We start from the raw sequence: 23,103 nt of genomic DNA, 5'->3' as shown, positions 1-23,103 counted from the left end.
ACTTGATTAATACAGTTTAATAAACGGAGAAACAGCATGTGTAACACAAAAGACAATAAAGACATGAACGACTACTTTCACCTAGCTTGTGACGCTACTCTTAAAGGAATGAATCAAGGTACAGGTGGTCCATTTGGAGCGACTTTGACACGAAATGGTGAGGTTGTTTGTGCCGTGGGCAACACAGTACTTAAAGATACTGATATTTCTGGCCACGCTGAGATGGTTGCTGTACGTGAAGCGTGTAAGAAACTGGACACTCTAGACCTATCAGACTGTGTGATGTACGCAACGTGTGAACCATGTCCAATGTGTGTAGCAGTGATGATGTGGGCAGGTATCAAAACTTGTTATTACGCTTCAACTCACGTAGATGCTGCGGAGCATGGCTTCTCAGACCAACATCTGAGAAACTACCTAGACGGAACAGACACTTCAACGTTGGATATGATCCACCTTGAGGAAGGTCGTGAAGATTGTGCTGAAATTTGGGCTGAGTTCCGCCGCTTGAACGAAGAAGTGGAAGCTTAATCCATCATTAAATGTTCTTAATTTAGTGCTAGGAGCAATGTTACCCCTAGCACTTTTATCTTTTATCCACTATCTGCAATGCTCAACCCAAAAGACTTATTACAAGACGATCGTGAAAGTGCTGCCTTGGCCTAAATGTGAAGATAGTTCTATTCTCCCACCTAGGTTGTTCACCATCGCGGCGGCGAGTGACAGTCCTAAACCATATCCCTCTGTATTGCTACGGCTGCTGTCTACACGATATAAGCGCTCAAAAATAAGTGCATGCTCATTGGGATCAATGCCAATACCTGTATCAGTGACCGAAATCGCAACCGCGTTATTTTCTTGGGACTGCACATCAAGCGTTACCTTGCCTTTCTCAGGAGTGTATTTGATTGCGTTGTCCACTAAGTTAACCAGTACCTGAGTGAGTTTATCTGGGTCAGATTGAATCGTGGCCTCATTGTCAGATGTATTGACCGTCAACGAAATCTGTTTTTCCTCTGCCACGTCTTCATACCAAGAACTGACGGTTTTTACCACGTCATTTACGTCCGTTAATACTTTTTGTTGTAAGCGTTTACCCATTAATTCATCGTTTAGCTTCATGAGTGCGGTTAACATGTTGCTGGCTTGCATCGCATGCTCAGAGCAGTCGGATAATGCATCTCGCATGGCGTGGAAATTATCGCCACCGATCAGTGCTGATTGTGAGGACAACATGATCCTTGATAAAGGGGTTCGAATGTCGTGCGCTATTGCGTCTACGGTGGTATTCAGGGTTGTGGTCGTATGCTGCAATCGAGCTATCGCCTGATGCACGCTGGCGTTTATGACATTCAGCCCTTCAGGTGGCTCCGTTACTGCTTCGATCTCATCGTTCTTTCCCTGGCGCAGCCTTTCTAAAAAACTTCCTAAAGTCATTAGAGGCGTCATCGCATTACGAAGAATTCTATGTGTAAATAAAGCGGTAATCACCACCATGACCAACATGGCATAAAACGTCATCCGCCACTTTTCGAAGGCAATGTAATCGCGCTGTCGGTTATCAAGTACGAGCCAAAATTCACGCGCTTCACTTGCCAACTTCAATGTAGTGTAGGGGTTAAAAATAAAGGAGTGCCCCCAATTCTTGTCTTCCCCTGTCTGTATGTCAAGATTGATATCTAATGGTAGTTTTTCATCGCCAGCGATAAATTTACGTGTTTTAAAGTCATTATTCTCCACCAGCAACGCAGTGATATCATTGTCAATTAAGCGATGGGGATTGGCTTCCAATACGTGAATCAGGCGTTCTTCAGAATCATAGGTTAAAATCCGCTGATACTCAGATGCCATCGAGGATAGGATTTTTTTTTCGGTTTGGTAAAGGTCATAAAAAAATAGTGCACCGACAGCTAATTCCACTAGCAGTAAGCAACAGAAAAGTAGCGCCATAAAGTGTAATAATAGCTTTTTTTGTGCTTTACTCAGCGCTTGCTCAATGCTGTGACTTGAGGACATAACCAACTCCTCGCAGAGTATGTATAAGTTGAGAACCAAAGTCTTTATCGACCTTACTTCGTAAGCGGCATACTAATACGTCCACAACATTGGTTTGAGGATCAAACTGATGCCCCCATACTTGCTCCAATATCGCCGTTTTTGAGATCACGACTTCTGGTCGCTCTAACAGTAACTTCATTAAGGTGAACTCACGCTGATTGAGATGAATGTCTATATCGCCTCGTTTTAAGGTATGCTTTAGCAGATCCAGTTTTAACTCGTTGTAGGTCAACTCTAGCGGTTGAGAGACGTTTTGTTTCCCCCGACGAGCAAGTGACTGACATCTTGCCAACAGTTCTGGAAAAGCAAATGGCTTGACTAAATAATCATCTGCGCCTGATGTGAGTCCTTGAACGCGTTCTTCAACGGAGTGTTTCGCACTCAGGATGAGAATCGGTGTTGTATGGCCTTCTCCTCTAAACTGCGCGAGTACTTCAAGCCCACTTTTTTGTGGCAACATTAGATCTAAAATAATGACGTCATAATCTCCGGTTAACGCTTCGTGTAGTCCATCGACGCCGTTTGCAACGTGTTGTACTGTATCGCCTTCTTGCTGAAAGCCATTCAACAAAAATTTCGCAATATAGGTATCATCTTCAATTAGCAGTATTTTCATTGGTTTTTCTTTCCATTCAATAGCGGGGAGTGCTTGTGAGACACTCTAGCAATAATATTTCCTTTGATGACTATATATTGCAATTTTGTAATGCTTGCGTAAGCCGACAGCAATAGAACCTCAGCTATAGTGACTGTGTTGATTACAACGATAGTTTAAATGGAGTAAACATGAACAACGTAAAACAAACTGCTTTAATCGCAGCGCTTGGATTTTTCTCCGCAAATGCTCTTGCTGCAGATAAAGCTGCCACAGTAAGCATGGAGCAAATTTCATCCAAGTCAGCTTTCATCCTAGCTCAAGAAACTGTAAACCAATGTGAAGCGAAGGGCTATAAAGTGTCGGCGACCGTGGTGGATCCGTCAGGCTACGTGATTGCCCAGCTACGCTCAGATGGCGCCGGTGTTCATACTCTTGACAGCTCACGTCAAAAAGCATTTACCTCAGCAAGTATGAGGCAGCCGACGGGCAACCTGATGAAGCTCATTGCTGAGAAGCCAATCATGCAACCGTTGCAAAATATGAATGATAACCTTCTGTTTTTGGAAGGTGCACTTCCGATTGAAATTAACGGCAAGATCGTTGGTGCCATCGGCGTTGGCGGAGCACCTGGTGGCCATCTCGATGCTGCTTGTGCAGAAAATGCGATGAAAAAGGTGTTGTAATTTAAATCGCTTTGCCTCTGATATTCGCAAGCACAATCTTCCCTGAAGGTTGTGCTTGTTTGCATTCTAAGTATAGATAGTCCCTGTTATTTACTGACTAAAGCGGGCCCAAGTATCCTGAAGTTACTTGGGTATAAAAGAGACGGTTAGAATATATTAAGCGAAAAGTGTTAAGCCAATATAAATACCGCACAAGGTATCGTGCCCAGAAGAGTGTCCAATTGCTAATAAATGACTAATTTCTTCTCCGATATGCTTTTCATTATTAATGGCGGAATATAGGTCGACTATCTCTTGGCTGTATTGGTGCTCACAGGCTGACTGTAGCATGACGCGACTCACATCAGTGGTTCTATCCACTGCGTTGAGACAAGCAGATTGCAAGGTGGCAAAATAGGGATGTTCAAGCACATCCAATACTGAAAGTAAGCCAACTAGCAAGTCGTCTGAAGAAGGCGTTAATCCTGAACCAAAACCAACAAAGCACGTTAAATCAATGGCTAAAGAATGTCTCGCTACCGCATCTATAAACGTAAATAGCTTAGGGAGAAAATAATCCGACAGCATAGGTGAGTAGTAAGTGACAGTGGATGACATTGCCAACTTTTCACTGAGGCACAGTAAAGGGTAGATGCCCATTTCTTTCTGATGGGCATATAAATAGTTGTAGATCGTCGTCTTTATCTGCGGGGTTAACGAGATTTTGTGACTCAAATAAGGAGAAAATTGGATCACAGACTGCGGATTAATTTTTAGTTGGTGTGGTCGAGGGGTAGACCCCTGCTGACTAAAAATAAGTTCAACCATATGATTTGGCTGCAAATGTTGAAACCAATTCGTATCGTTGACCATTAAAGCACGCGGATTCATTCTTTTTGTTTCACTAATGACGGAAATTAACCCTAACTCACTGCTCAAATTACACGCAGAATTAAATACGGAGTGAACTTGAGCACAAATATAAGGTTTAACTTCTAACGCTTTATAGAGAGGCTGTGAAATTTTAATAACGTCCATTCTAATTGTGACTGCTGTTATATATGCGGTTTACCAGTGTGCGTGTATTCAAGCTCAAATAAACGAACCAATGTCGTGGCGATTTTATGCAAGACAGGGCTATGCATATCCGCAATATAGAGACCTAAATAAAGATCGTCGGCTGGAGCGAGAGACTGGAGCTCTTCAACGATGACATGCTCGTGTGTCTTACAGGTGCGAGGCAACAACGTCACACCAAAGCCAATCGCGGATGCGGTCATGATCGCCGATAAATTGCTGCTGCAGTAGTTGATTCTGTGGCTGTAGCCCAGTTGGTCGAGTGAAGTCAGAATATGGTCGCGGTACAACGCTCCTGTTGGGAATAACACCAGTGGAACAACGGGATGGTGGAACGCTGGCGCCGAAGCGCTATCTAGCCAAAGCAGAGGCTCGTGGCGAAATGCAAAGGCGTTACCTAGAATCTGCTGTTTGGCAAGCACAATATCGTATTTTCCCGTTAAGTAGGATTGATAAAGATCGTTACTAAGACCTGAAGTAAATTCAAATAGAACGTTATCGCTTTGTTGGAAGGGGATAATGGCGCGTGTGACGTCGACAGAAAGATCGTCTGGTACACCAATTTTAATAATGGTCTGTTCGGAAGTGGCGTTTAAGTTGTCCAACATAGTGCTGTTCAGCTCAATGATGCGGTGCGCATAGCGCAATACAAACTCGCCTTTTTCGGTTAGGGTGACTTTTTGCGGCGTTCTTATCAGCAGGGTATCGCCGATGATCGATTCTAGTCGGTTAATCTGTTGGCTGATGGTGGACTGCGAGTTATGGATCCGGTCTGCAGCTCGGGTGAAGCTTCCTGTTTCGCAAACGGCGATATAAGTGAGTAGTAATTGGGGGTGGATCAATTTCATTAACTCATTTCCTCGAATATCCACATATAAATCGTTTTATTTTTAATCAATAATTTTGTGTATGAAATTAAGTGCTTAATTTAAACCATTACCAAGCAACTAATTCTAAAACTAACACTTTAATATAGAAAGTAAACCATCATTCGATTTATCAATGATCATGATTCAAAAGATTAATTTAACTATTGCTCAGCGACTACGTAAAATTTTTCTCTTCAAATAATTTATTCGATGCTATAGATAAATGTACGATAAATATACGCAAAATATACTCTCGATCAGAGTATTTGCGATAGTGATATTAATTGGACTGAATTTAAGGCCATTTTTAGTCGCAATCGGCCCCTCTATTGAGCAAATAGTTCAGGATACGGGGCTAGGCTATTCGGTGACTTCACTGCTGACGTTAATTCCAATGGCGCTAATGGGAGCTGGGGCGTTAATTATCACTCGCTTTCCGTTTCTTGCAGAAAAGGTCAATTATTTGCTTTTGGCCCTGCTGATGTTAATGATAGGTAACTCGCTGCGACTGTTTGCTGAAAACGGCGCGGTTCTACTGCTCTCCACATTTGTTTGTGGCGGTGCGGTGGCATTGATACAGTCTTGTGTACCACGCTTAATCAAACAGCATTTTATAAAGCAGATGCCGGTCGTTGTCGGTTGTTACTCCGCCTCTCTAATGGTTGGTGGGGCGTTGGGGGCGTTGGTTAGCCAGACGCTAATCGGTGAAGGCCTATCGTGGCGTGAAAGTATGGCTTGGTTGGCGTTACCCTGTTTGCTGACTTTGATACTGGCTGGCGTGGGACTACCGCGCAGAAATATATCACCGAACGGTCGAACCGAATGGACACAACTTTTTCGGCAAATCAGTACTTGGGAATTGGTGCTTTTGTTCGGGCTTGTTAACGGTGGGTATGCGTCAATTGTGACTTGGTTGCCTCCGTATTATCAGAAGCTGGGTTTCGCTCCTGAGCAGAGCAGCCATTTGATCTTCGCGTTGTCGATAATACAGGCGTGCTGCGCCTTGCTATTGCCGATGAGAATCAAACACCATGGCGATCGGCGTGTTTGGCTGATGGCGATGTTAACGTCATTAATTTTGGGGTTGCTCGGTGTGATGTTTTGGCCACAGCCGTTGTCATACCTTTGGGCAGCACTTAGCGGTATAGGGTTGGGAGGCGGTTTTTCTATTTGTATGTTACTGGCCTTGGAGCGGTATCAAAGCCTAGAACATTCCAATGCGCTGAGTGTGATCATGCAAGGCGGTGGCTTTTTATTGGCGTCTTTATTTCCGCTGGTTTTTATCCTTTTCGTTGAGTTGTCTGGGGAGTTTTCTAGCGGTTGGATGATGCAAGTCATGTCGTTATTGTTTGCAACATTACTCTGTTTACGTCTCCCTAAATTGCGACAACATCAGCCAGAGCCCAATCATTGAGCCAGCGTGCTACACAAAGCCTTCGACTCTCAGCTGTCATGAACGCTTTTGATGCCCAAGTGATTTCTGTTTTACTTGGGCATTCATCTCAATCCAATTCTTATCTTTCAGCTTCTGATAATTAACCGCTCAAAGTTCCATATTCCAGAATATAACCAAGACTCTTTAATTTACATAGATAACAATTCAGTGATTGAATCGTGCCTATTTGTATTTTAAATATTCAAGTAAGCACAGAGCTTAATGCTGGTGTGATTAGCTTCATAAATATAACGTTAAAGATTCCGCTAGGAAATCGGGAATAATTTGCCTGTTATCACATAAATCCACTATTTTCATCCGGTTTTGTTATCGGTTTGTTTCAATGCGTAGTGTTTTTGAGTTGCTATTACCAGTTTAGATAATCGTCATCCATTTTATTAATTTATAAATCTTATCCAATCTTGCTAGTTTTAATCTTGTTTTAACGATATGAAAAAACAGTTAATAACATTAGGACAATAACTATGGATATGACAAAAATATGGCGAAAAGGCGATTGGGCTGCATTCTTTGGCCTATTTACCAATAACTTAACTAACTTATTAACCATGATGGGCTTGCTGCTTTTTGTGGTTGGTTTACCTAAAGATTTTGTGATGGGCCAAGTGGCTCCAGCATTCGGTTTTGCGGTGATGTGCGCGAGTGTTTTTTACGCGTGGTTTGCTTACAAGCTGAAAAAAGAAACAGGGCGTGACGATGTGACGGCGCTTCCTTCTGGTCCGAGCGCTCCCTCTATTTTTACTGTGACCTTCTTGGTGATTATGCCGGTATACCAAACCACGCAAAACGCCCAGTTTGCGATTCAGATTGCGCTGGTTTGGTGTTTTGTCGAGGCGATGATCCTGCTCGTAGGCTCTTTCTTTGGTGATGCGATTCGCCGTATTGTGCCTCGCACCGTCTTGCTGTCCTGTCTTGCGGGCCTTGGTCTAACATTATTGGCTCTCAACCCAATGCTGCAAGCGTTTTCCACTCCGGTTGTGTCGTTTGTGGTTCTTGGTTTGATTTTCATTAACTGGTTTGGCTCAAAGCCGCTGTTTCCTAAAATCCCTACCGGTCTACTACTGATTCTTGTCGGTACGGTACTGGCTTGGGTATTTGGTCTACAGTCGCCAGAGGCCATTGTTGCGTCGTTGTCTGATATGGGCTTTAACCCTCCGGGTTTGCACATAGATGATTTCATTGAAGGCATCCCTCATGCACTGCCTTACTTGGCATCAGCAGTACCACTAGGTCTGGCGAACTATGTATTTGACTTGGAGAACATTGAAAGTGCGGATGCGGCAGGCGATGCATACCCAACACGTAAAGTCATGACGGTTAATGGCCTATCTTCAATGGTTGGTGCGTTTTTAGGTAACCCATTCCCGGTGACGGTATATGTGGGGCACGCGGCATACAAAGAAATGGGTGCGGGTATTGGTTACACCTTGTTTAACGGCGTGATCATGTTTGTGGTGTCTCTGCTTGGCTTGGGCGCATTACTACTCAGCTTGATCCCAGGTGCGGCTATAGCTCCAATCCTTGTTTACATCGGCATCGTTACTGCCAACCAAGTGGTGCGTGAGTCACCAAAACTCGAAGTTCCAGCTATCTTTGTTTGCTTGTTCCCTTGGGTTGGATACTGGGCACTTACCATGTTCAAAAATACATTGGCAACGGCAGGCACGAACGCGTATGAAGTGGGAATTGATGCACTGGCAGCTAAAGGTATTTACTACGAAGGTATGGTCGGCTTAGGTAACGGTGCACCGCTTGCCAGCTTGCTATGGGGTTGTATGGTGGTCTTTGCTATCAATAACACGCCTCTGCGCGCTGTGGTAGCGGCACTTATAGCGGCATTCCTTTCAATCATCGGTTTCATTCACGCAAATGGTGTTGGATTCGCTCAACCCGAATCAATGATGTTTGTGTACTCCTACTTAATGCTTGCTGGGCTGTTCGGCATCAAGCACTTTGCCAACGTGAAAGAAAATGTAACTGAATTAGAAGCACAGAAATTGAAGTCGGAAACGGCGTAAAGGGAAGCATTATGAACAGTAATATTTCAATATCACTACACGACCTAGTCAAAGCAGGTTCACCGAACGATGTGATGCGACAGTTAGGTAATGGTGCCTTAATTGACGCCCGTGATGACAACGGCTGCACGCCACTGATGATTGCGGTGCAAAATAATAATGTTGCTATGGCTGCGTTGCTATTGGAAAAGGGTGCAGATGCTAATGCACGCGATGTGACTATGCTAACGCCTTATCTGTGTGCGGGTGCAAATGGCTTTCACGAGCTGTTGTCACTAACTCTCAAATATGGTGCTGATGTGACTAGTGTTAACCGTTTTGGTGGTACTCCGCTGCTACCATCAAGTGAAAAAGGTTTTTTGCGTACTGTACAAGTCAGCCTAGAGGCTGGTATTCCGGTCAACCACGCAAATAAACTCGGTTGGTCTGCGTTGCTAGAAGCGGTCATTCTTGGTGATGGTGGTTATTTGTATGGTGATGTGATTGAGGTTCTATTAGGTGCAGGCGCAGATCAACACCTTAAAGATCGTGACGGTATTAGTGCGCTACAACATGCACAAGCGCGAAAGCAAACGAGAATTGTCGAGCTAATGACTGACGCTGAAGCACTGCGTCAACGCCAAAGTGACATATTGCGTCAAGTCAAAGCACATATTTCCGCTTTTGAATACGAGCAAGCACTAGGTATATTGGTTGCGAACCCATCTGACTTTTATGACAAAGTAGGTTATCACTACTACCACGGCTACGTGTTAATGGAATTGGGCCGTTATCAAGAAGCTGTTGATGCTTACCGCGAAGGTTTGCCACTGAGTGACAACCCTGCTGAGTTTCATTTGTATATTGCCAATAGCTACCGCTTGGCAAAACAGAGTGAGCAAGCATTAGCGGAGTTTGATCTCGGGATCGCAGCGGATCCTAACTCATCGTTTGTGCGCTATCACAAGTCGAACTACCTGCGTGAGTTGGGCATGCATGAAGTCGCCGTCGACACGATGCGTCAATTGTTAGCAGCGGAGCCAAATCGTTACGATTACTCGTTCCATTTGGCGAATAGCTTGCGTTCATTGGGCCGACATAGTGAAGCGATATGCGCGATCGAAAATGCAATTACTCATGATTCCACCAATGCTCTGTATTATTTACATAAAGGAAAATCATTAGAGTTAATTGGCGAAAATAAACAAGCATTAATACTCGTAAATTATGCAATTGATGTTTGTGATGATGAAAGTGAATTATTGGAATTTAAACGTCAACTACTCAATTAATAAATAACGATTTATTAATTGGAATAATTTAAAACAAATTATTTCGTTATTCACACTTTGTGGCAATAGTGACAGAGTTGGGTTCACTATTGCCAAAATAAAGTAAAGATATAAAAGAGGCGAATATGTTCGTTAAAGTAACAGTCAAAAAAAATACGTATTTTGATTCGGTGTCGTTAATGGCTTTGTCTACAAAAGTCAATGAATTAAAAGATGTCGAGCAGGCGTTTGTCGCAATGGCTACCGACATGAATAAAGGTGTATTAGACAATGTAGGTTTATTGGACGATGAAATTCGCAGTTCGAACAGCGGTGACCTATTTGTTGTTATTAAAGCAGTTAGTGAAGAAGCGTGTGAACAGACGCTAGAAGAAGTTGAAAAATTATTAAAAGGTGGCGATAACGCCACTGCTGGATTAGGCGGTTCGCAAGATAAGAAATTTACTACTCTAAAAAGTGCATTAAAGCAGCAGCCAGAAGCTAATCTTGCGATTATTTCGGTACCGGGCGAATTTGCTAGACGTGAAGCGAAAATGGCACTGGATAATGATCTGCATGTATTGATGTTCAGTGATAACGTTTCAGTCGAAGATGAGGTCGAGCTAAAGACGTTAGCTCATGAAAAGGGTTTGTTGATGATGGGGCCTGATTGCGGTACTGCGATCATCAATAACGTGGGCCTTTGCTTTGCGAATAAAGTACGCACTGGAAACATCGGTATCGTTGGTGCATCGGGCACAGGTAGCCAGGAAGTAGCAGCACGAATCCATGACTTTGGCGTCGGCATAACTCAGCTACTGGGTACCGGTGGTCGTGACTTGAGCGAAGCCGTTGGTGGTATCATGATGCTAGATGGTTTACGTGCACTTGAAGCCGATCCTAACACTGAAGTTGTACTTATCGTTTCTAAGCCAGCAGCGAAAAGCGTTGAAGCCAAAGTGCTTGAGCAAGTGAAATCAATGTCGAAACCTGTTGTCGTGTGTCTACTTGGCGGTGATGAAGCGCCTGTGGTAGAAGCAGGAGCGCATTTTGCGAAAACCACCAAAGAAGCTGCGCTACAAGCGGTTATCCTTGCGGGCATCGACGAAGCAGGCATTAACAAACGCACGCTTAATCTCCCCCTAATTGAAGAAATCAAAGCGAAGCTGAAACCAGAGCAAAAGTACATCCGCGGTCTATTCTGTGGCGGTACTCTGTGTGAAGAATCGATGATGTTAGCACGTGAGCATTTCTCAGATGTATACAGCAATATCGCGAAAAAACCAGAACAACGTTTGACTGATATTAACGTTAGCCAAGCACATACCTTCATCGATTTTGGTGACGATGATTTCACTAATGGTCGTCCTCATCCAATGATTGATCCATCATCACGCATCGAGCGTTTGCTTAAAGAAGCAGACGATCCAGAAGTCGGCGTTATCGTTCTTGATTTTGTGATTGGCTACGGTTCTCACGAAGATCCAGTCGGTGTGACGCTTCCAGCGATCATTGAAGCGAAACAAAAAGCCGAAGCTCGTGGCCAACATTTAGAAATCCTTGGTTATGTTCTAGGTACGGATTTAGATAGTCCAGACATGAATGAACAAATCGAGAAACTGGCACAAGTGGGCGTCACTATCTCCAGCAGTAGCCAGAACACCGGATTACTGGCGCGTGGTTTTGTGAGCAAAGGAGAATAAAAATGAGCAAAGTAGCACAACTATTTTCGGATCTGAATGTGATCAACGTAGGTTTGGAATTTTTCAAACAGGATATTCAGAAACAACAAGCGCCAGTTACTCAAGTAAGCTGGCAGCCAATTGCTGGTGGTAACAAAGCAGTGATTGATGCTTTGGATAAATTGGCACAGCCAGAAATCGCTGCCAAGATCGAGGCGGCAAACGAAGAAGCGGTAACGCGCATCATTAATTCACATCCAGTATTGGTAGGTTACGAGCGAGCGATCGATGTTGTTCCGGGCATGACCAAAACTACAATCCTTCACGCAGGACCACCGGTTGCATGGGAAGATATGAATGGTCCAATGCGCGGTGCGGTGACAGGTGCTCTGATTTTTGAAGGCCTTGCGAGCAACTTAGATGAAGCATTCAGACTTGCTGGTTCAGGTGAGATTACCTTCTCGCCTTGTCACGAGCACGACTGCGTTGGCTCAATGGCAGGTGTCACTTCTGCATCTATGTACATGCACGTAGTGAAGAACCAAACTTACGGTAACATTGCGTACACCAACCTCAGTGAACAGATGGCGAAAATCCTACGTATGGGGGCAAACGATGAGAGCGTTGTTGAGCGTCTAATTTGGATGCGCGAAGTACTAGGTCCAATGCTAAAAGCGGCGATGGAATTCGGTGAGCCGATCGACCTACGCCTGATGCTAGCACAAGCACTGCATATGGGCGATGAGTGCCATAACCGTAACAACGCGGGTACGGCATTATTGGCTCAGGCTCTGACGCCACGAATTCTACAAACAGACTTCACAACTGAGCAAAAACGCGAAGTCTTCGAGTTTATTGCTTCTAGTGATTACTTCTCTGGCCCTACGTGGATGGCAATGTGTAAGTGTGCACTGGATGCGGGACACGGTGTCGAAAACAGTACTATTGTGACCACAATGGCACGAAACGGAGTGGAGTTTGGTATTCGAATGAGTGGTATGCCTGGCTTTACTTGGTTTACTGGACCTGCGCAAAAAGTGGTTGGTCCTCTATTTGCGGGTTACAAGCCTGAAGACTCTGGCCTGGATATTGGTGATAGTGCGATCACTGAAACATACGGCATTGGTGGCTTTGCTATGGCAACGGCACCAGCAATCGTTGCTTTGGTTGGTGGAACAGTGGGAGAAGCAATTGATTACTCAATCCAAATGGATGAAATCACGACCGACACTAACCCAAACGTCACGATCCCTCTACTTAATTTCAAAGGCATTTCGTCTGGTATTGATGTGCGTAAGGTATTGGAAACAGGCATTTTGCCTATCATCAACACCGCTATCGCTCACAAAGAACCAGGCGTAGGCATGATCGGTTGTGGTATCACTAACCCACCAGTCGAATGTTTTGAGAAAGCGTTACTCGCATTTGCCAATAAGATGTAATTAAGAGAATAGAGAGGGGCTTAGCCCCATAACACTTAATGACTGCGCCAGTGAAGACGCTGGCGCAATCCCCAGCGGATAATTTTAAGAATATTAAACATGTTCTATGTCTAGATGGGGGCTAACAGTAGAGGTGTACCAATGAGAATTGTTTTAGCACTAGGCGGGAACGCTTTATTAGAACGCGGCCAACCATTAACAGCCGAAAACCAACGTATCAATATTAAAAAAGCTGCCGCAGCGATAGCGGAAATTGCCAAGCAACATGAAGTCGTTATTGTTCATGGAAATGGTCCACAAGTGGGCTTACTTATGGAACAAAATAGCCAGTATCAACAACAAAAGCCAGAAGTGACCGCTTATCCATTGGATGTGTTGGGTGCACAAACCTGCGGTATGATTGGCTATATGTTACAGCAAGAGTTATTCAATGCTGATAATCAACTACATATCACAACGATGTTCTCCCAGACATGTGTCGATATCGAAGATAGTGCATTTGACGATCCAACCAAGTTCGTTGGGCCTGTATATAGAGACGAAGATATCGAAGCATTGCGTGCAGAGAACCCTGCGGCTATCTACAAGAAAGATGGCGACTACTACCGTCGAGTTGTAGCATCACCTCAACCTCAAAATATCGTTGAGTCGGCACAGATTACCCGTCTACTAGAAAGCGGCAACACGGTTATTGCTTGCGGCGGTGGCGGCGTTCCAGTATTTGAAGCGCAAGACGGTAAGTTGGTTGGCGTAGAATGTGTAATCGATAAAGACCTTACTGCTGAGCTACTGGCAGAGCAAATTAATGCCGATCTGTTTGTTATTCTTACTGATGGTGCAGTTTACCTCAACTACGGTCAGGAAAACCAACAGGCTATCAAATGGACTACACCAAGAGAGCTCTCAAACTATGACTTCCCGGCAGGATCTATGGGGCCAAAAATTGATGCAGTATGTCGCTTTGTCAATCGGGGGCACGGTTATGCAGCGATTGGTGCGTTAGACCAGTTGGATGCGGTGATCAATGGTGAATCAGGTACTCGTATTACTCAAGGTGAAGGAATAAGCTTTTATTCCTGAATATTTCAGTCACTTTAATTTACGTAAATAGCCGATTAATAAAGGCTATGGGTAAGTTTTTTATTTTTAATTATTAACATGAAAATAGTGATACTGTTTTTATATAAACAATAATTCCTATTCCATTAACGGTATTATATAAGGAAGATAGAATGAAAAAATTATCGCTCACAGTATTAATGACTGCCATTATTTCCACCCCACTAATAGCGGAAACTATTTATAACGGAGATGTAATTCAAGGTCGAAAAGTTATTACAAAGCTGGATGTGCAAGATTTTGATAATAATAGTGTCTCAGAACTTTTTTTTCGAGCCGGTGACCAAATTAATACAGGCCAGTATTATTATGTTCCGGTAACTGTGATTAAAGGAAAGCTTCCAGGTAAGGCTGTTATGTTTGTCGCTGGGGTACATGCCAACGAAATGAACCCTTACTTAACGGCAAATTTAATCAAACAACAACTCGATACTGAAAAAATGTCAGGAACAGTGACAATCGTTCATCAGTACAATATCCCTGGCTTGATAAATAATATTCGCGAGTACGTACCCTCTGGTCCAGTAAAAGTAAACAGTAATCTTAATCGTCAAGTTGCATTGGACTCGGTCATTAGCAGCAGTCAACGTTACTCATATACACTTTGGAACCATTTGCTAAAAGGTAATGCTGATTTTGCGTTAGATATGCATACCGCTAACCCGACAACATTTCCATTAGCTGCCTATTCAGATTTGAGTATTCCTGCTGTGAAACAACTGACACGATTGTTCCCTCTTAACGCGACGATCAATAGTTCGGGAACCACGTCCGTTTCTGGCGCATATAATTCTATCGGTGTACCAGCATTCACTCTGGAAATTGGCTCTCGTGAAGTATATGAACCGGAATGGGTAGAAAAGGCGCTGCAAGGAGCAATAAACTTATTGCGATTCGCTGATGTTATAGATGGGGAGTACCAGACCTATCAAGACATCGTAGATACGAATGTATGGCTGGATGTGACGGCTGAGTTCGGTGGATTTGTCGTGCCGGAAATCAAGGTACTCGATAAGGTTAAAAAAGGCGACTTAATGTTTACTCAGTATGATGCTTTTGGACATGTCGCCAAACAATATACCAGCCCAGCTGATGGACTAGTGATTCAGGTTATTCAGAACCCTATGGCCGAAGCGGGGATGCAATTGGGATCCGTGGTGTATTTTGATCCTGCCAAGGAATTGTCTGACAACGAGGGTGTTGGTTCTGTTACCGTGAAAGATATACCAAGTAAAAAATAGAATTGAGTTGTTGAAAATAGCCTGGCTTATGCCAGGCTTTTGTTTGTATTTGTTTTCTGTTTATGAGAGTTAACGAATGGATAGACCACAACAATTATTGTACTCATCAAGAAAGAGCTGTGGCATAACGCCAATAGAAACATTAGAGTGTGGGAAATTCATCTGGGCTGAAAAGACTCTAGCCCAGACATAACTTGGCAGGCACCGAGCCAAAAATGGGTAACTGTCAGTTCAGGTCCGACTTAGTACACCTTACTTTTGACCCAGGCTTAGTCGATATTACTGCTATTGAGTTCTAGGTTGGGATTTGCATCACTTTGAGTTTTGGTGATATCAATAACTTAGCCTCTGTTGCTAATTGCACCTCTTCAACTGAGAACTCTGGAGCGATCTCCGTCAGCAGCATGCCATTTTCAGTTAACTCAATCACGCCCATTTCGGTCACAATCAAATCAACTTGGTTAGCGGCGGTCAGTGGTAAAGTACAGCTGCGCAGGAGCTTTGGGTTACCCTTAACAGTGTGCTCCATGGCGACAATCACTTTTTTTGCGCCTACAACTAGATCCATCGCTCCGCCCATGCCTGGTACCATCTTGCCTGGAATGATCCAATTAGCCAGATTGCCTTTCTCATCAACCTGCAAGGCACCTAATACAGTGAAATCGACGTGGCCACCGCGAATAATTGCGAATGAGTCGGCACTGTCGAAGTAACAGCAACCTTCGATTGCGGTGATAGGTTGAGCTCCCGCATTAACCAAATCTGGATCGATTTCATGTTCTTCAGCGAGGTTATCGATCCCAAGTAATCCATTTTCCGCATGGAGTAGAACTTCGACCGCTTTATCTACTTCGTTCGCAACCAAAGTCGGCAGGCCGATACCAAGGTTAACGATGTCGCCATCATGCATTTCCTGAGCAACACGCCAAGCGATGCGGCGACGAATAGTATGTTTATCTAGCTGTATTGACATTGGACTTCCTCCGTTAGGATATAGTCGACATAAAGGCAAGGGGTATGGACCGCTTCTGGCTGAATAACGCCAATATTGACGACCTTTTCCGCTTCGACGATCACCGTGTCTGCTGCAGTGGCCATCAGTGGATTGAAGTTTTGGCTGGTCTTGCTATAGAACACGTTACCGCGTCGGTCGACTAATGAACCTCGGATGAGTGCTAAGTCTGCTTTTAATGGCGTTTCGAGCAAATAATCTTTTCCATCCACGTTAATTACTTTTTTGCCTTCTGCAACGATAGTACCAAGGCCTGTTGGCGTTAATACGCCGCCCAAACCAGCACCTCCACTGCGAATTCGTTCAGCAAGAGTGCCCTGAGGAATCAACTCAACCTCTAGCGTTCCATCATTCATTTGTGCCCCTGTTTCAGGGTTTAGACCAATGTGAGAAGCGTATAGTTTTTTGACACGTTTTTCGGCGATCAGTTTGCTGGTTCCACGGCCTGGCGATGCGGTGTCTGTGGTAATCAGGGTGATGTCCTTGATATCAAACTCGATAAGGAGGTCTATCAGTTTTTCTGGCGCACCTGTGGCCATGAAACCACCGACCATAATGGTCATACCATCATGGATCAGTTCTTTAAGTTGTTGCGGTGAAGCGGCTTTATTCATAACAATATCCTATTTAACAGCGTTTGATGATCACTGCGGTACCCATGCCACCACCGATACACAGAGAAGCGAGGCCTAAGTCGCTGAGAGTTCGATGTAGCTGATAAACGAGCGTGGTTACGATACGACTACCCGATGCACCAATAGGATGACCGAGCGCAATTGCCCCACCACTGAGGTTACTTCGTTCAAGAAGCCACGGCGCATCGATGTTGTGTTGGTCTGCTAATGAGTGCACGACCCCAAGTGCTTGTGCAGCAAATGCTTCGTTCAACTCGAAAACTTGAATATCCTCTATGGATAAGTTGGCTTTGTTAAGAGCATTGGCGACAGCAGGTACTGGCCCAAGTCCCATTACTTCAGGTGCGATGGCCCCCTGACCGTACTCAATGATCTCGGCAAGCGGAGTCAGATTTAAGCGTTCAACCGCACTCTCAGAAGCAAGCAAAATCGCTGACGCTCCATCATTAATGCCAGAGGCATTACCAGCAGTGACAGACCCATCTGGGGTAAACGCTGGTTTTAGCTTTTGAAGCGCTTCATAGGTACAGTCAAGCTTTGGATATTCATCTTGCTTAACTTCAACTTGGCGGCGACGGTTTACGATAGTGATGGGCGCGATTTCCTCATTGAAGACACCACTTTCGATAGCATGGGCTGCTTTCATTTGGCTGCGCAAAGCAAACGCATCTTGCTCTTCACGGGTTAACTCAAACTTTTGAGCAATGTTTTCCGCTGTCATACCCATGTGGTAGTGGTGGAATGCATCTGTCAAACCGTCTTTGATAATGCTGTCTTCAAGATTTTGATGCCCCATTCGATAACCACGACGAATTTGACCATTGGCAATAAATGGTGCATTGGACATGCTTTCCATACCGCAAGCCATCACGACTTCAGCATCTCCTGCGCGAATATGGCTCGCGGCGTCCATTATGGTTTTCATGCCACTGCCGCAGATCATGTTCAGCGTATACGCAGGAACCGAATCTGGAATACCTGCTTTGATAGCAGCCTGGCGCGCTGGTCCCATACCTGTGCCGCCAGTAAGTACATTACCGGCAATCACCTCATCAATCATTTCAGGTGCAATATCTGCTTGCTCGATTACGGCTTTCATAGCGTGTGCGCCAAGCTCCACTGCAGAGAGCGGGCTTAATGCCCCGTTAAAACTACCTATTGGTGTGCGTTTCGCAGCTACAATAAAAATTCGTTCCATACCTACCTCCAAGTATCAGTGCTTGAGTTCAGTCTAAGTGTCGATAGAGGAAGGGTGTTATAGGCAATAATTCAAACCCGCTTTGCATAAATGCAAATACCAAATCCGGGTTGGATCACGTCTTTTCGTTGGCATCACTTTTATCTTTGAGAGAGGTAAATTGGAGATATGGTTATGCAAAATCAGGTTGCTTGTGCCCCTTGCTGTTGGGGTGTCGAAGACTCTAAAAATGGCGAAAACCCAAGCTGGGGGAAGGTGTTGATGGACGCCAGTGATGGTGGGTATCGAGGCATCGAATTGGGACCCGATGGTTTTTTTCCTGAAGATGACGCGTTACTTACCAGTGCTTGCCGAACGCGTGGCTTGCAGATTTGCGCAGGTAAACTGCAACTTCCCTTTAGCGATAGCAGCAAAATGGAAACGATACTTGCTGACGCTGAGAAGGTGTGTTCACGGCTAAATAAATTACAGGTAAAAACCCTATTGTTGATGGAAGGCATTCACCCTGAGCGCTTAGGAGTCATCGGGCAAAGTGCGGTGGCTCCGCGTTTATCAAGCGAGCGCAAATCAGAGCTCATCACCAATTTGAATGGAGTTATAGCCGTAGCAGAGACGCTTGGTTTGCGTTGTTTACTGCATCCGGGAGTCGGTGGCTACATTGGTTTCAAAGATGAAATAGATTTTGTTCTTCGCGAGATCCCGTCGGCTAAGCTTGGCCTCTGTATCGATGTGGGTCATACTTTCTTGGATGGAATGAACCCATCAGGTGTGATTGAACAGTATGGAAGAAGGATCGAACACGTTCATTTGAAAGATGTGTCTATCGATAAACTAAGAATTGCAATCCGAGATAAAACGCCTTGGTTTGATGCTTATTCGACTGGCTTAGTGACGCCGTTGGGAGAAGGGGATATCAAGCTTAACCAAGTTATCTTAACTCTTAAGGAAATTGATTATCGAGGCTGGCTGGTTGTCGAGCACGAACATTGTAGGACACAACTGGAAGAGGTAGGACAAGATCTCAAACGCAGCCGCGCCTATCTAACAGAGTTAGGAGTGTAAATATGGCGATAGTCAGCGACCCTTGGTTTTATGTGATGGCGATACCTGCCGTCTTGGTTTATGGCATCGGCAAAGGCGGTTTGGGAGGTGCGCTTGGCATTATAGCGGTACCGCTTATGGCGCTGATCATTTCACCGACGCAAGCGGCAGCAATTTTATTACCCATTTTGATAGTAATGGACGCATTTGCTGTACGCCATCATTACCGGAATGCTGACTACCGCATACTTCGTCAGATGTTGCCCGGTTCTATAGCGGGTGTGGTCGTGGCAGGGCTGTTTATCAGTGTCACGCCGGAAGTGGGGCTTAAGTTGACCATTGGGTTGCTGTCACTCGCTTTTTGCCTGCAATACTGGTTGGGGGTGAAAGAACGTAGCACCAAACCAAATCGAATAAGCGCTTGGTTTTGGAGCGCCTTGAGTGGGTTTTCGAGTACGGCTATCCACGCAGGGGGCGGGCCAGCGAGTATTTATCTTTTGCCGCTGAAGCTAGAGAAAGTCACGCTCATTGCAACCATGGCGGTGTTGTTTGCTCTGATTAACCTAGCGAAAGTCTTTCCTTACGTAGCGTTAGGTGAGTTTGATAGCACCAATTTATTAACGGCACTAATGCTTATTCCGGTGGCGCCTGTCGGTGTCAAACTGGGTGTTATTCTGCTCCATCGAGTAAGCCAAGAGCGCATCTATCAGCTTTGTTATGCCTTTCTCTTTTTATCTGGCGTCAAGCTTTGTTTCGATGCGGTAACCCCCTTGATTTAGAGCTATTTCTAACTCGTTCTGGAAAGGAGAAAGTCTTTAAATTTGGTCGCTGTCGGAGAAGCGGTCTTCGGTGAGTGATAGTACAGATTCAAACTCCAAATACTGGTCTTATAGTCTTCAAGAAGTGCGACCAGTTTCCCTTCTTCTATCGATTCTTTAGCTACAAACTCAGGAAGGTATGCAATACCAACTCCATTTAGTGCGCCTTTCAACAACAAATCACTATCGTTGACTTCAATCGCTCTAGGCACTTTAAGAATGATATTTTCTGCTTGTTGGCGGAAAATCCAATCGTTGCTTCCAGTGAGTGTGGTAGCAATCAAACAGGGGTGTTGAGACAAATCACTTGGGTGTAACGGTTCCCGATGAGAAGTCAGATATTCGGGAGATGCCACCACAATAAAGGGGCATTGCATCAGCTCTCTTTTCACAAGCAGTAAATCTTTTTCACGATACCCTTGAAAACTGGCATTGGCGCTGATCATTAAATCGGACGTACTGGCGTGGTCCAATGCCCAAGGAGTGACATTGATATTAAAGGTCACATCAGGGTGGCGTTGAGAGTAGTCCGCAATAAGATCCATTAGGTAGTGGTTGGCATAGACAGGCGTGCTGACGATATCGATATGTCCCCTTTCTTGAGACTGGTAGTCTTCAAGCTTACGGCAAATGTTTTCAGCATTGTCGACAAGCGGAGAGAACTCTTCGAATAGTGTCTGTCCTGCTTGTGTTGCCTCAAGTAATCTGTTGGAACGTCGACATAAGGTAGTACCAAAGTGATTCTCTAGCTCTTGTAACCAACGACTACCAGCCGATACAGAAATGTTGAAATGTCTAGCCGCAGAAGAGATAGAACCTGAGCGGATCACGTAGACGAAAAAGGCCATTTTATCAAGCATAGGAACCTCGTATGTTCATTCGCTGAAAAGTAAAAAGGGAACAGACTTAACTTAGCCTGTTCCCAGTTTGTTGTAGCGTTTATTATTTAAACATGCGTTTCAACTGTAGACTTAGGCACATTTTTACCTAATTTCGCAGCCATAACCTCTTCCATTTTCTCTAAGCTGACACCTTTAGTTTCCGGTACATACTTAATCACTATGTACATACAGATGATGGAGAGTACCGCGAACAACCAGAAGCTAAACGCACCATTGAAGTTTTCTTTTAGGTAAGCGTTTTCGTTTAGCATCGGGAATGACTGGGTCACAATAAAGCCGGTAAACCACTGAGTACCAACAGCAATTGCCATAGCGCGAGAGCGAATGCTGTTCGGGAATATTTCTGAAATCATCGTCCAGCATGCACAGCCCCAAGAAGTTGCGTACGAGACCACGTAAATACACAGAGCAAACAGTGCAGCGTAGCCTTCAGTTTGTTGGTACAGTACATAGCCAACGACAAACATACCCAAAGCACAACCGAACGTACCGTATTTCATGAGCGGAAGACGACCCACTTTGTCGATAAGGTACATACCTAGCGCGTTACCTAGGATAAACACAACACCAACGAACGTTGTTTGGAACAGTGCGTTTTCCGTAGACCCTGTGATTGGTTTTAGGATTTCTGGTGTGTAGTACATGATGACATTGATACCCGTAAGCTGTTGTGCGGCAGCGACAAAGGTACCAATAATCAGAATACTAAAGAGCAGAGGAGAGCGTAAACTCACCTTACTTTTTCTAGCATTGCGGCTGTCTTTTAGCGAATCTTGGATTTCATTGATCAACTGGTCTGCATGTTCGGGATTAGAGATGCGTGATAGTGTGTCTTTTGCATCAGCTAGTTTACCTTTCAATACCAGCCAGCGAGGGGATTCTGGGATAATAAAGAGTAGGGCGCAAAATAAAGCTGCAGGTATTACCTCTGAGCCTAGCATCCAACGCCAGCCCAAATCGACCAACCAATTTTCTGACATGCCTTTGGCGATAAGGTAATTTACATAGAAAACACCGGTTTGACCAACAACAGCGGATTGTTGGAACATACTGACAGCACGTCCTCGGAAGTCTTTTGGGGCAACCTCTGACATGTACATCGGGGAGACAACGCAAGCTAGACCGACAGCGATACCACCAACTATCCGGAGTAGCACATAGATGGTAAATGTGGTGGCGAGTGCAGAACCAATCGCTGAAATAATGAAGAGAATAGATGCGATGAATAGTGAATTACGACGACCATATTTCAGCGCTGCCCAACCAGCCGAAACGGCGCCTAGTATACTGCCAAGTACTACACTCGAAACAGCCCATCCTGTTTGTGTTGGCGTTAAACCGAAGTGTTCTCTGATAGGACCTATAGCACCAGAAATTACCGCTGTATCGTAGCCTAACAGTATCCCACCTAAGGCGGCGATACAGCAGATCCTTATTAGGTAAGCGATGTTATGTTTTTGAGCTTCTGTCGTGGATGTTGCTTCCATTTTCTTGTCCTTGTTGATAATCCCCAAGTCTGTCCCTTCACCATCGAATCAGTTTCAGTTGGGTAACGCCCAATACTTCGGTTTGTAGGGTACGAGTATTGGCACTCTATGAGTCCAGCAATTGTTATTGTGCTTAGGTTTGAAAATTATTTTTCATTTTGCTGGTGTTTTAATCATATGGACTCTTTTGTGTGTAGACTACCGTGATGAGGCCATTTTGTTCAAAAGTGTTACGATCATCAAACTATGAAAAAAATTTTTCACTTTTAATGTTTATTTTAACTGGTTGATTTTAAAGATGTTGTTGTTATTGAGATCTAGATCAAATATGGCGCTAAGTCACGTAGTATAAAGGTCTATTACTATTTCACGGGGTTTTGAAAAACGGGTTAAGTAATTTGAAAAATATTTTTCAATCATATTCTTTTGGGCTAAAGTAATTCTCAGTGAAACAACAAAAGGTGTTCAAAGCAGTTTCGGTAATCGTTCAGATCACACTAGTGCTTTGAGTCTTTATAGAAAATTTTGAAAACATTGG

20 protein-coding genes and 1 pseudogene are annotated in these 23,103 nt (G+C 44.4%); 12 read left to right on the top strand and 9 right to left on the bottom strand.

Annotation, left to right across the window (positions count from 1 at the left end):
• Window positions 1–36 precede the first annotated feature (36 nt).
• Entirely contained in the window at window positions 37–531 is a 495-nt protein-coding gene (locus tag L3V31_RS08640; protein WP_237315675.1) for a nucleoside deaminase, read from the top strand.
• A 99-nt stretch (window positions 532–630) separates the two neighbouring features.
• Here the strand turns inward: L3V31_RS08640 and L3V31_RS08635 are convergent, their stop codons facing one another.
• Together L3V31_RS08635 and L3V31_RS08630 are read right to left on the bottom strand one after the other, a co-directional pair.
• Window positions 631–2,016 carry a HAMP domain-containing sensor histidine kinase gene (locus L3V31_RS08635; protein ID WP_237315674.1) on the bottom strand — a complete coding sequence of 462 codons (1,386 nt, stop codon included), beginning with the start codon at window positions 2,014–2,016 and terminating at the stop codon, window positions 631–633.
• On the bottom strand, window positions 1,994–2,674 hold the full coding sequence (locus tag L3V31_RS08630; protein ID WP_237315673.1) for a response regulator transcription factor: 681 nt from the start codon (window positions 2,672–2,674) through the stop codon (window positions 1,994–1,996). Before L3V31_RS08630 ends, L3V31_RS08635 begins: the two co-directional genes overlap by 23 nt.
• Window positions 2,675–2,844: 170 nt before the next feature.
• Between L3V31_RS08630 and L3V31_RS08625 the strand changes: the two genes are divergently transcribed.
• Window positions 2,845–3,339 (top strand): heme-binding protein, encoded by a 495-nt coding sequence (locus L3V31_RS08625; RefSeq protein WP_237315672.1) that lies wholly within the window; start codon window positions 2,845–2,847, stop codon window positions 3,337–3,339.
• Window positions 3,340–3,495: 156 nt separating this feature from the next.
• On the opposite strand, the gene L3V31_RS08620 is transcribed toward L3V31_RS08625, so the two are convergent.
• Window positions 3,496–4,356 (bottom strand): DUF2877 domain-containing protein, encoded by an 861-nt coding sequence (locus L3V31_RS08620; RefSeq protein WP_237315671.1) that lies wholly within the window; start codon window positions 4,354–4,356, stop codon window positions 3,496–3,498.
• Between the two features lie 17 nt (window positions 4,357–4,373).
• Window positions 4,374–5,243, bottom strand: a complete 870-nt coding sequence (locus L3V31_RS08615; RefSeq protein ID WP_237315670.1) for a LysR family transcriptional regulator — start codon at window positions 5,241–5,243, stop codon at window positions 4,374–4,376.
• A gap of 244 nt (window positions 5,244–5,487) precedes the next feature.
• Between L3V31_RS08615 and L3V31_RS08610 the strand changes: the two genes are divergently transcribed.
• The 8 genes and pseudogenes from L3V31_RS08610 to L3V31_RS08575 form a co-directional block, all read left to right on the top strand.
• Window positions 5,488–6,678 (top strand): MFS transporter, encoded by a 1,191-nt coding sequence (locus L3V31_RS08610; protein ID WP_237315669.1) that lies wholly within the window; start codon window positions 5,488–5,490, stop codon window positions 6,676–6,678.
• Window positions 6,679–7,184: 506 nt separating this feature from the next.
• On the top strand, window positions 7,185–8,738 hold the full coding sequence (locus tag L3V31_RS08605; RefSeq protein WP_237315668.1) for a xanthine permease: 1,554 nt from the start codon (window positions 7,185–7,187) through the stop codon (window positions 8,736–8,738).
• Between the two features lie 11 nt (window positions 8,739–8,749).
• Window positions 8,750–10,009: an ankyrin repeat domain-containing protein gene (locus L3V31_RS08600; protein WP_237315667.1), complete on the top strand. Its 1,260-nt coding sequence runs from the start codon at window positions 8,750–8,752 to the stop codon at window positions 10,007–10,009.
• Between the two features lie 125 nt (window positions 10,010–10,134).
• Window positions 10,135–11,691, top strand: a complete 1,557-nt coding sequence (gene fdrA, locus L3V31_RS08595) for an acyl-CoA synthetase FdrA (RefSeq protein WP_267135918.1) — start codon at window positions 10,135–10,137, stop codon at window positions 11,689–11,691.
• A 2-nt stretch (window positions 11,692–11,693) separates the two neighbouring features.
• Window positions 11,694–13,112, top strand: coding sequence for a DUF1116 domain-containing protein (locus tag L3V31_RS08590; protein WP_237315665.1), 1,419 nt, complete (start codon window positions 11,694–11,696; stop codon window positions 13,110–13,112).
• A 141-nt stretch (window positions 13,113–13,253) separates the two neighbouring features.
• Window positions 13,254–14,192, top strand: coding sequence for a carbamate kinase (locus tag L3V31_RS08585; protein ID WP_237315664.1), 939 nt, complete (start codon window positions 13,254–13,256; stop codon window positions 14,190–14,192).
• 152 nt (window positions 14,193–14,344) lie between these two features.
• Window positions 14,345–15,472, top strand: a complete 1,128-nt coding sequence (locus L3V31_RS08580; protein ID WP_237315663.1) for a succinylglutamate desuccinylase/aspartoacylase family protein — start codon at window positions 14,345–14,347, stop codon at window positions 15,470–15,472.
• Between the two features lie 68 nt (window positions 15,473–15,540).
• Window positions 15,541–15,665, top strand: a pseudogene (locus tag L3V31_RS08575) (IS481 family transposase); the annotation flags it as partial.
• Between the two features lie 102 nt (window positions 15,666–15,767).
• On the opposite strand, the gene L3V31_RS08570 reads toward L3V31_RS08575, so the two are convergent.
• From L3V31_RS08570 to L3V31_RS08560, 3 genes are read right to left on the bottom strand one after another with little or no spacing between them, the layout of a single operon-like run.
• Window positions 15,768–16,445 (bottom strand): 3-oxoacid CoA-transferase subunit B, encoded by a 678-nt coding sequence (locus L3V31_RS08570; protein WP_237315662.1) that lies wholly within the window; start codon window positions 16,443–16,445, stop codon window positions 15,768–15,770.
• The gene (locus L3V31_RS08565; RefSeq protein WP_237315661.1) at window positions 16,430–17,098 is read right to left on the bottom strand and encodes a 3-oxoacid CoA-transferase subunit A; all 669 of its coding nucleotides are present in this window, start codon (window positions 17,096–17,098) and stop codon (window positions 16,430–16,432) included. The genes L3V31_RS08570 and L3V31_RS08565 overlap by 16 nt, the downstream gene beginning before the upstream one ends.
• 13 nt (window positions 17,099–17,111) lie before the next feature.
• Window positions 17,112–18,317 (bottom strand): acetyl-CoA C-acetyltransferase, encoded by a 1,206-nt coding sequence (locus tag L3V31_RS08560; protein WP_237315660.1) that lies wholly within the window; start codon window positions 18,315–18,317, stop codon window positions 17,112–17,114.
• A gap of 174 nt (window positions 18,318–18,491) precedes the next feature.
• On the opposite strand from L3V31_RS08560, the gene L3V31_RS08555 reads away from it, so the two are divergent.
• Together L3V31_RS08555 and L3V31_RS08550 are read left to right on the top strand one after the other, a co-directional pair.
• Entirely contained in the window at window positions 18,492–19,379 is an 888-nt protein-coding gene (locus L3V31_RS08555; RefSeq protein ID WP_237315659.1) for a sugar phosphate isomerase/epimerase, read from the top strand.
• Window positions 19,380–19,381: 2 nt separating this feature from the next.
• Window positions 19,382–20,137: a sulfite exporter TauE/SafE family protein gene (locus L3V31_RS08550; protein WP_237315658.1), complete on the top strand. Its 756-nt coding sequence runs from the start codon at window positions 19,382–19,384 to the stop codon at window positions 20,135–20,137.
• An 8-nt stretch (window positions 20,138–20,145) separates the two neighbouring features.
• Here the strand turns inward: L3V31_RS08550 and L3V31_RS08545 are convergent, their stop codons facing one another.
• The gene (locus L3V31_RS08545) at window positions 20,146–21,036 is read right to left on the bottom strand and encodes a LysR family transcriptional regulator (RefSeq protein ID WP_237315657.1); all 891 of its coding nucleotides are present in this window, start codon (window positions 21,034–21,036) and stop codon (window positions 20,146–20,148) included.
• An 86-nt stretch (window positions 21,037–21,122) separates the two neighbouring features.
• Window positions 21,123–22,565 (bottom strand): sugar porter family MFS transporter, encoded by a 1,443-nt coding sequence (locus L3V31_RS08540; RefSeq protein WP_237315656.1) that lies wholly within the window; start codon window positions 22,563–22,565, stop codon window positions 21,123–21,125.
• Between the last annotated feature and the right edge of the window lie 538 nt (window positions 22,566–23,103).

Source organism: Vibrio sp. J1-1, assembly GCF_021728395.1.
Taxonomy (GTDB): domain Bacteria; phylum Pseudomonadota; class Gammaproteobacteria; order Enterobacterales; family Vibrionaceae; genus Vibrio.
This window is presented reverse-complemented; position numbering and strand designations above follow the sequence as displayed.

Excerpts from the sequence above, each read along its gene's own strand:
- L3V31_RS08570 (WP_237315662.1), bottom strand. The coding sequence starts at position 16,445 with ATGTCAATACAGCTAGATAAACATACTATTCGTCGCCGCATCGCTTGG.
- L3V31_RS08640 (WP_237315675.1), top strand. The coding sequence starts at position 37 with ATGTGTAACACAAAAGACAATAAAGACATGAACGACTACTTTCACCTA.
- L3V31_RS08560 (WP_237315660.1), bottom strand. The coding sequence starts at position 18,317 with ATGGAACGAATTTTTATTGTAGCTGCGAAACGCACACCAATAGGTAGT.
- L3V31_RS08625 (WP_237315672.1), top strand. The coding sequence starts at position 2,845 with ATGAACAACGTAAAACAAACTGCTTTAATCGCAGCGCTTGGATTTTTC.
- L3V31_RS08605 (WP_237315668.1), top strand. The coding sequence starts at position 7,185 with ATGGATATGACAAAAATATGGCGAAAAGGCGATTGGGCTGCATTCTTT.
- L3V31_RS08630 (WP_237315673.1), bottom strand. The coding sequence starts at position 2,674 with ATGAAAATACTGCTAATTGAAGATGATACCTATATTGCGAAATTTTTG.
- L3V31_RS08590 (WP_237315665.1), top strand. The coding sequence starts at position 11,694 with ATGAGCAAAGTAGCACAACTATTTTCGGATCTGAATGTGATCAACGTA.
- L3V31_RS08635 (WP_237315674.1), bottom strand. The coding sequence starts at position 2,016 with ATGTCCTCAAGTCACAGCATTGAGCAAGCGCTGAGTAAAGCACAAAAA.
- L3V31_RS08555 (WP_237315659.1), top strand. The coding sequence starts at position 18,492 with ATGCAAAATCAGGTTGCTTGTGCCCCTTGCTGTTGGGGTGTCGAAGAC.
- L3V31_RS08585 (WP_237315664.1), top strand. The coding sequence starts at position 13,254 with ATGAGAATTGTTTTAGCACTAGGCGGGAACGCTTTATTAGAACGCGGC.
- L3V31_RS08550 (WP_237315658.1), top strand. The coding sequence starts at position 19,382 with ATGGCGATAGTCAGCGACCCTTGGTTTTATGTGATGGCGATACCTGCC.
- fdrA (WP_267135918.1), top strand. The coding sequence starts at position 10,135 with ATGTTCGTTAAAGTAACAGTCAAAAAAAATACGTATTTTGATTCGGTG.
- L3V31_RS08600 (WP_237315667.1), top strand. The coding sequence starts at position 8,750 with ATGAACAGTAATATTTCAATATCACTACACGACCTAGTCAAAGCAGGT.
- L3V31_RS08545 (WP_237315657.1), bottom strand. The coding sequence starts at position 21,036 with ATGCTTGATAAAATGGCCTTTTTCGTCTACGTGATCCGCTCAGGTTCT.
- L3V31_RS08610 (WP_237315669.1), top strand. The coding sequence starts at position 5,488 with ATGTACGATAAATATACGCAAAATATACTCTCGATCAGAGTATTTGCG.
- L3V31_RS08565 (WP_237315661.1), bottom strand. The coding sequence starts at position 17,098 with ATGAATAAAGCCGCTTCACCGCAACAACTTAAAGAACTGATCCATGAT.
- L3V31_RS08580 (WP_237315663.1), top strand. The coding sequence starts at position 14,345 with ATGAAAAAATTATCGCTCACAGTATTAATGACTGCCATTATTTCCACC.
- L3V31_RS08540 (WP_237315656.1), bottom strand. The coding sequence starts at position 22,565 with ATGGAAGCAACATCCACGACAGAAGCTCAAAAACATAACATCGCTTAC.
- L3V31_RS08620 (WP_237315671.1), bottom strand. The coding sequence starts at position 4,356 with ATGGACGTTATTAAAATTTCACAGCCTCTCTATAAAGCGTTAGAAGTT.
- L3V31_RS08615 (WP_237315670.1), bottom strand. The coding sequence starts at position 5,243 with ATGAAATTGATCCACCCCCAATTACTACTCACTTATATCGCCGTTTGC.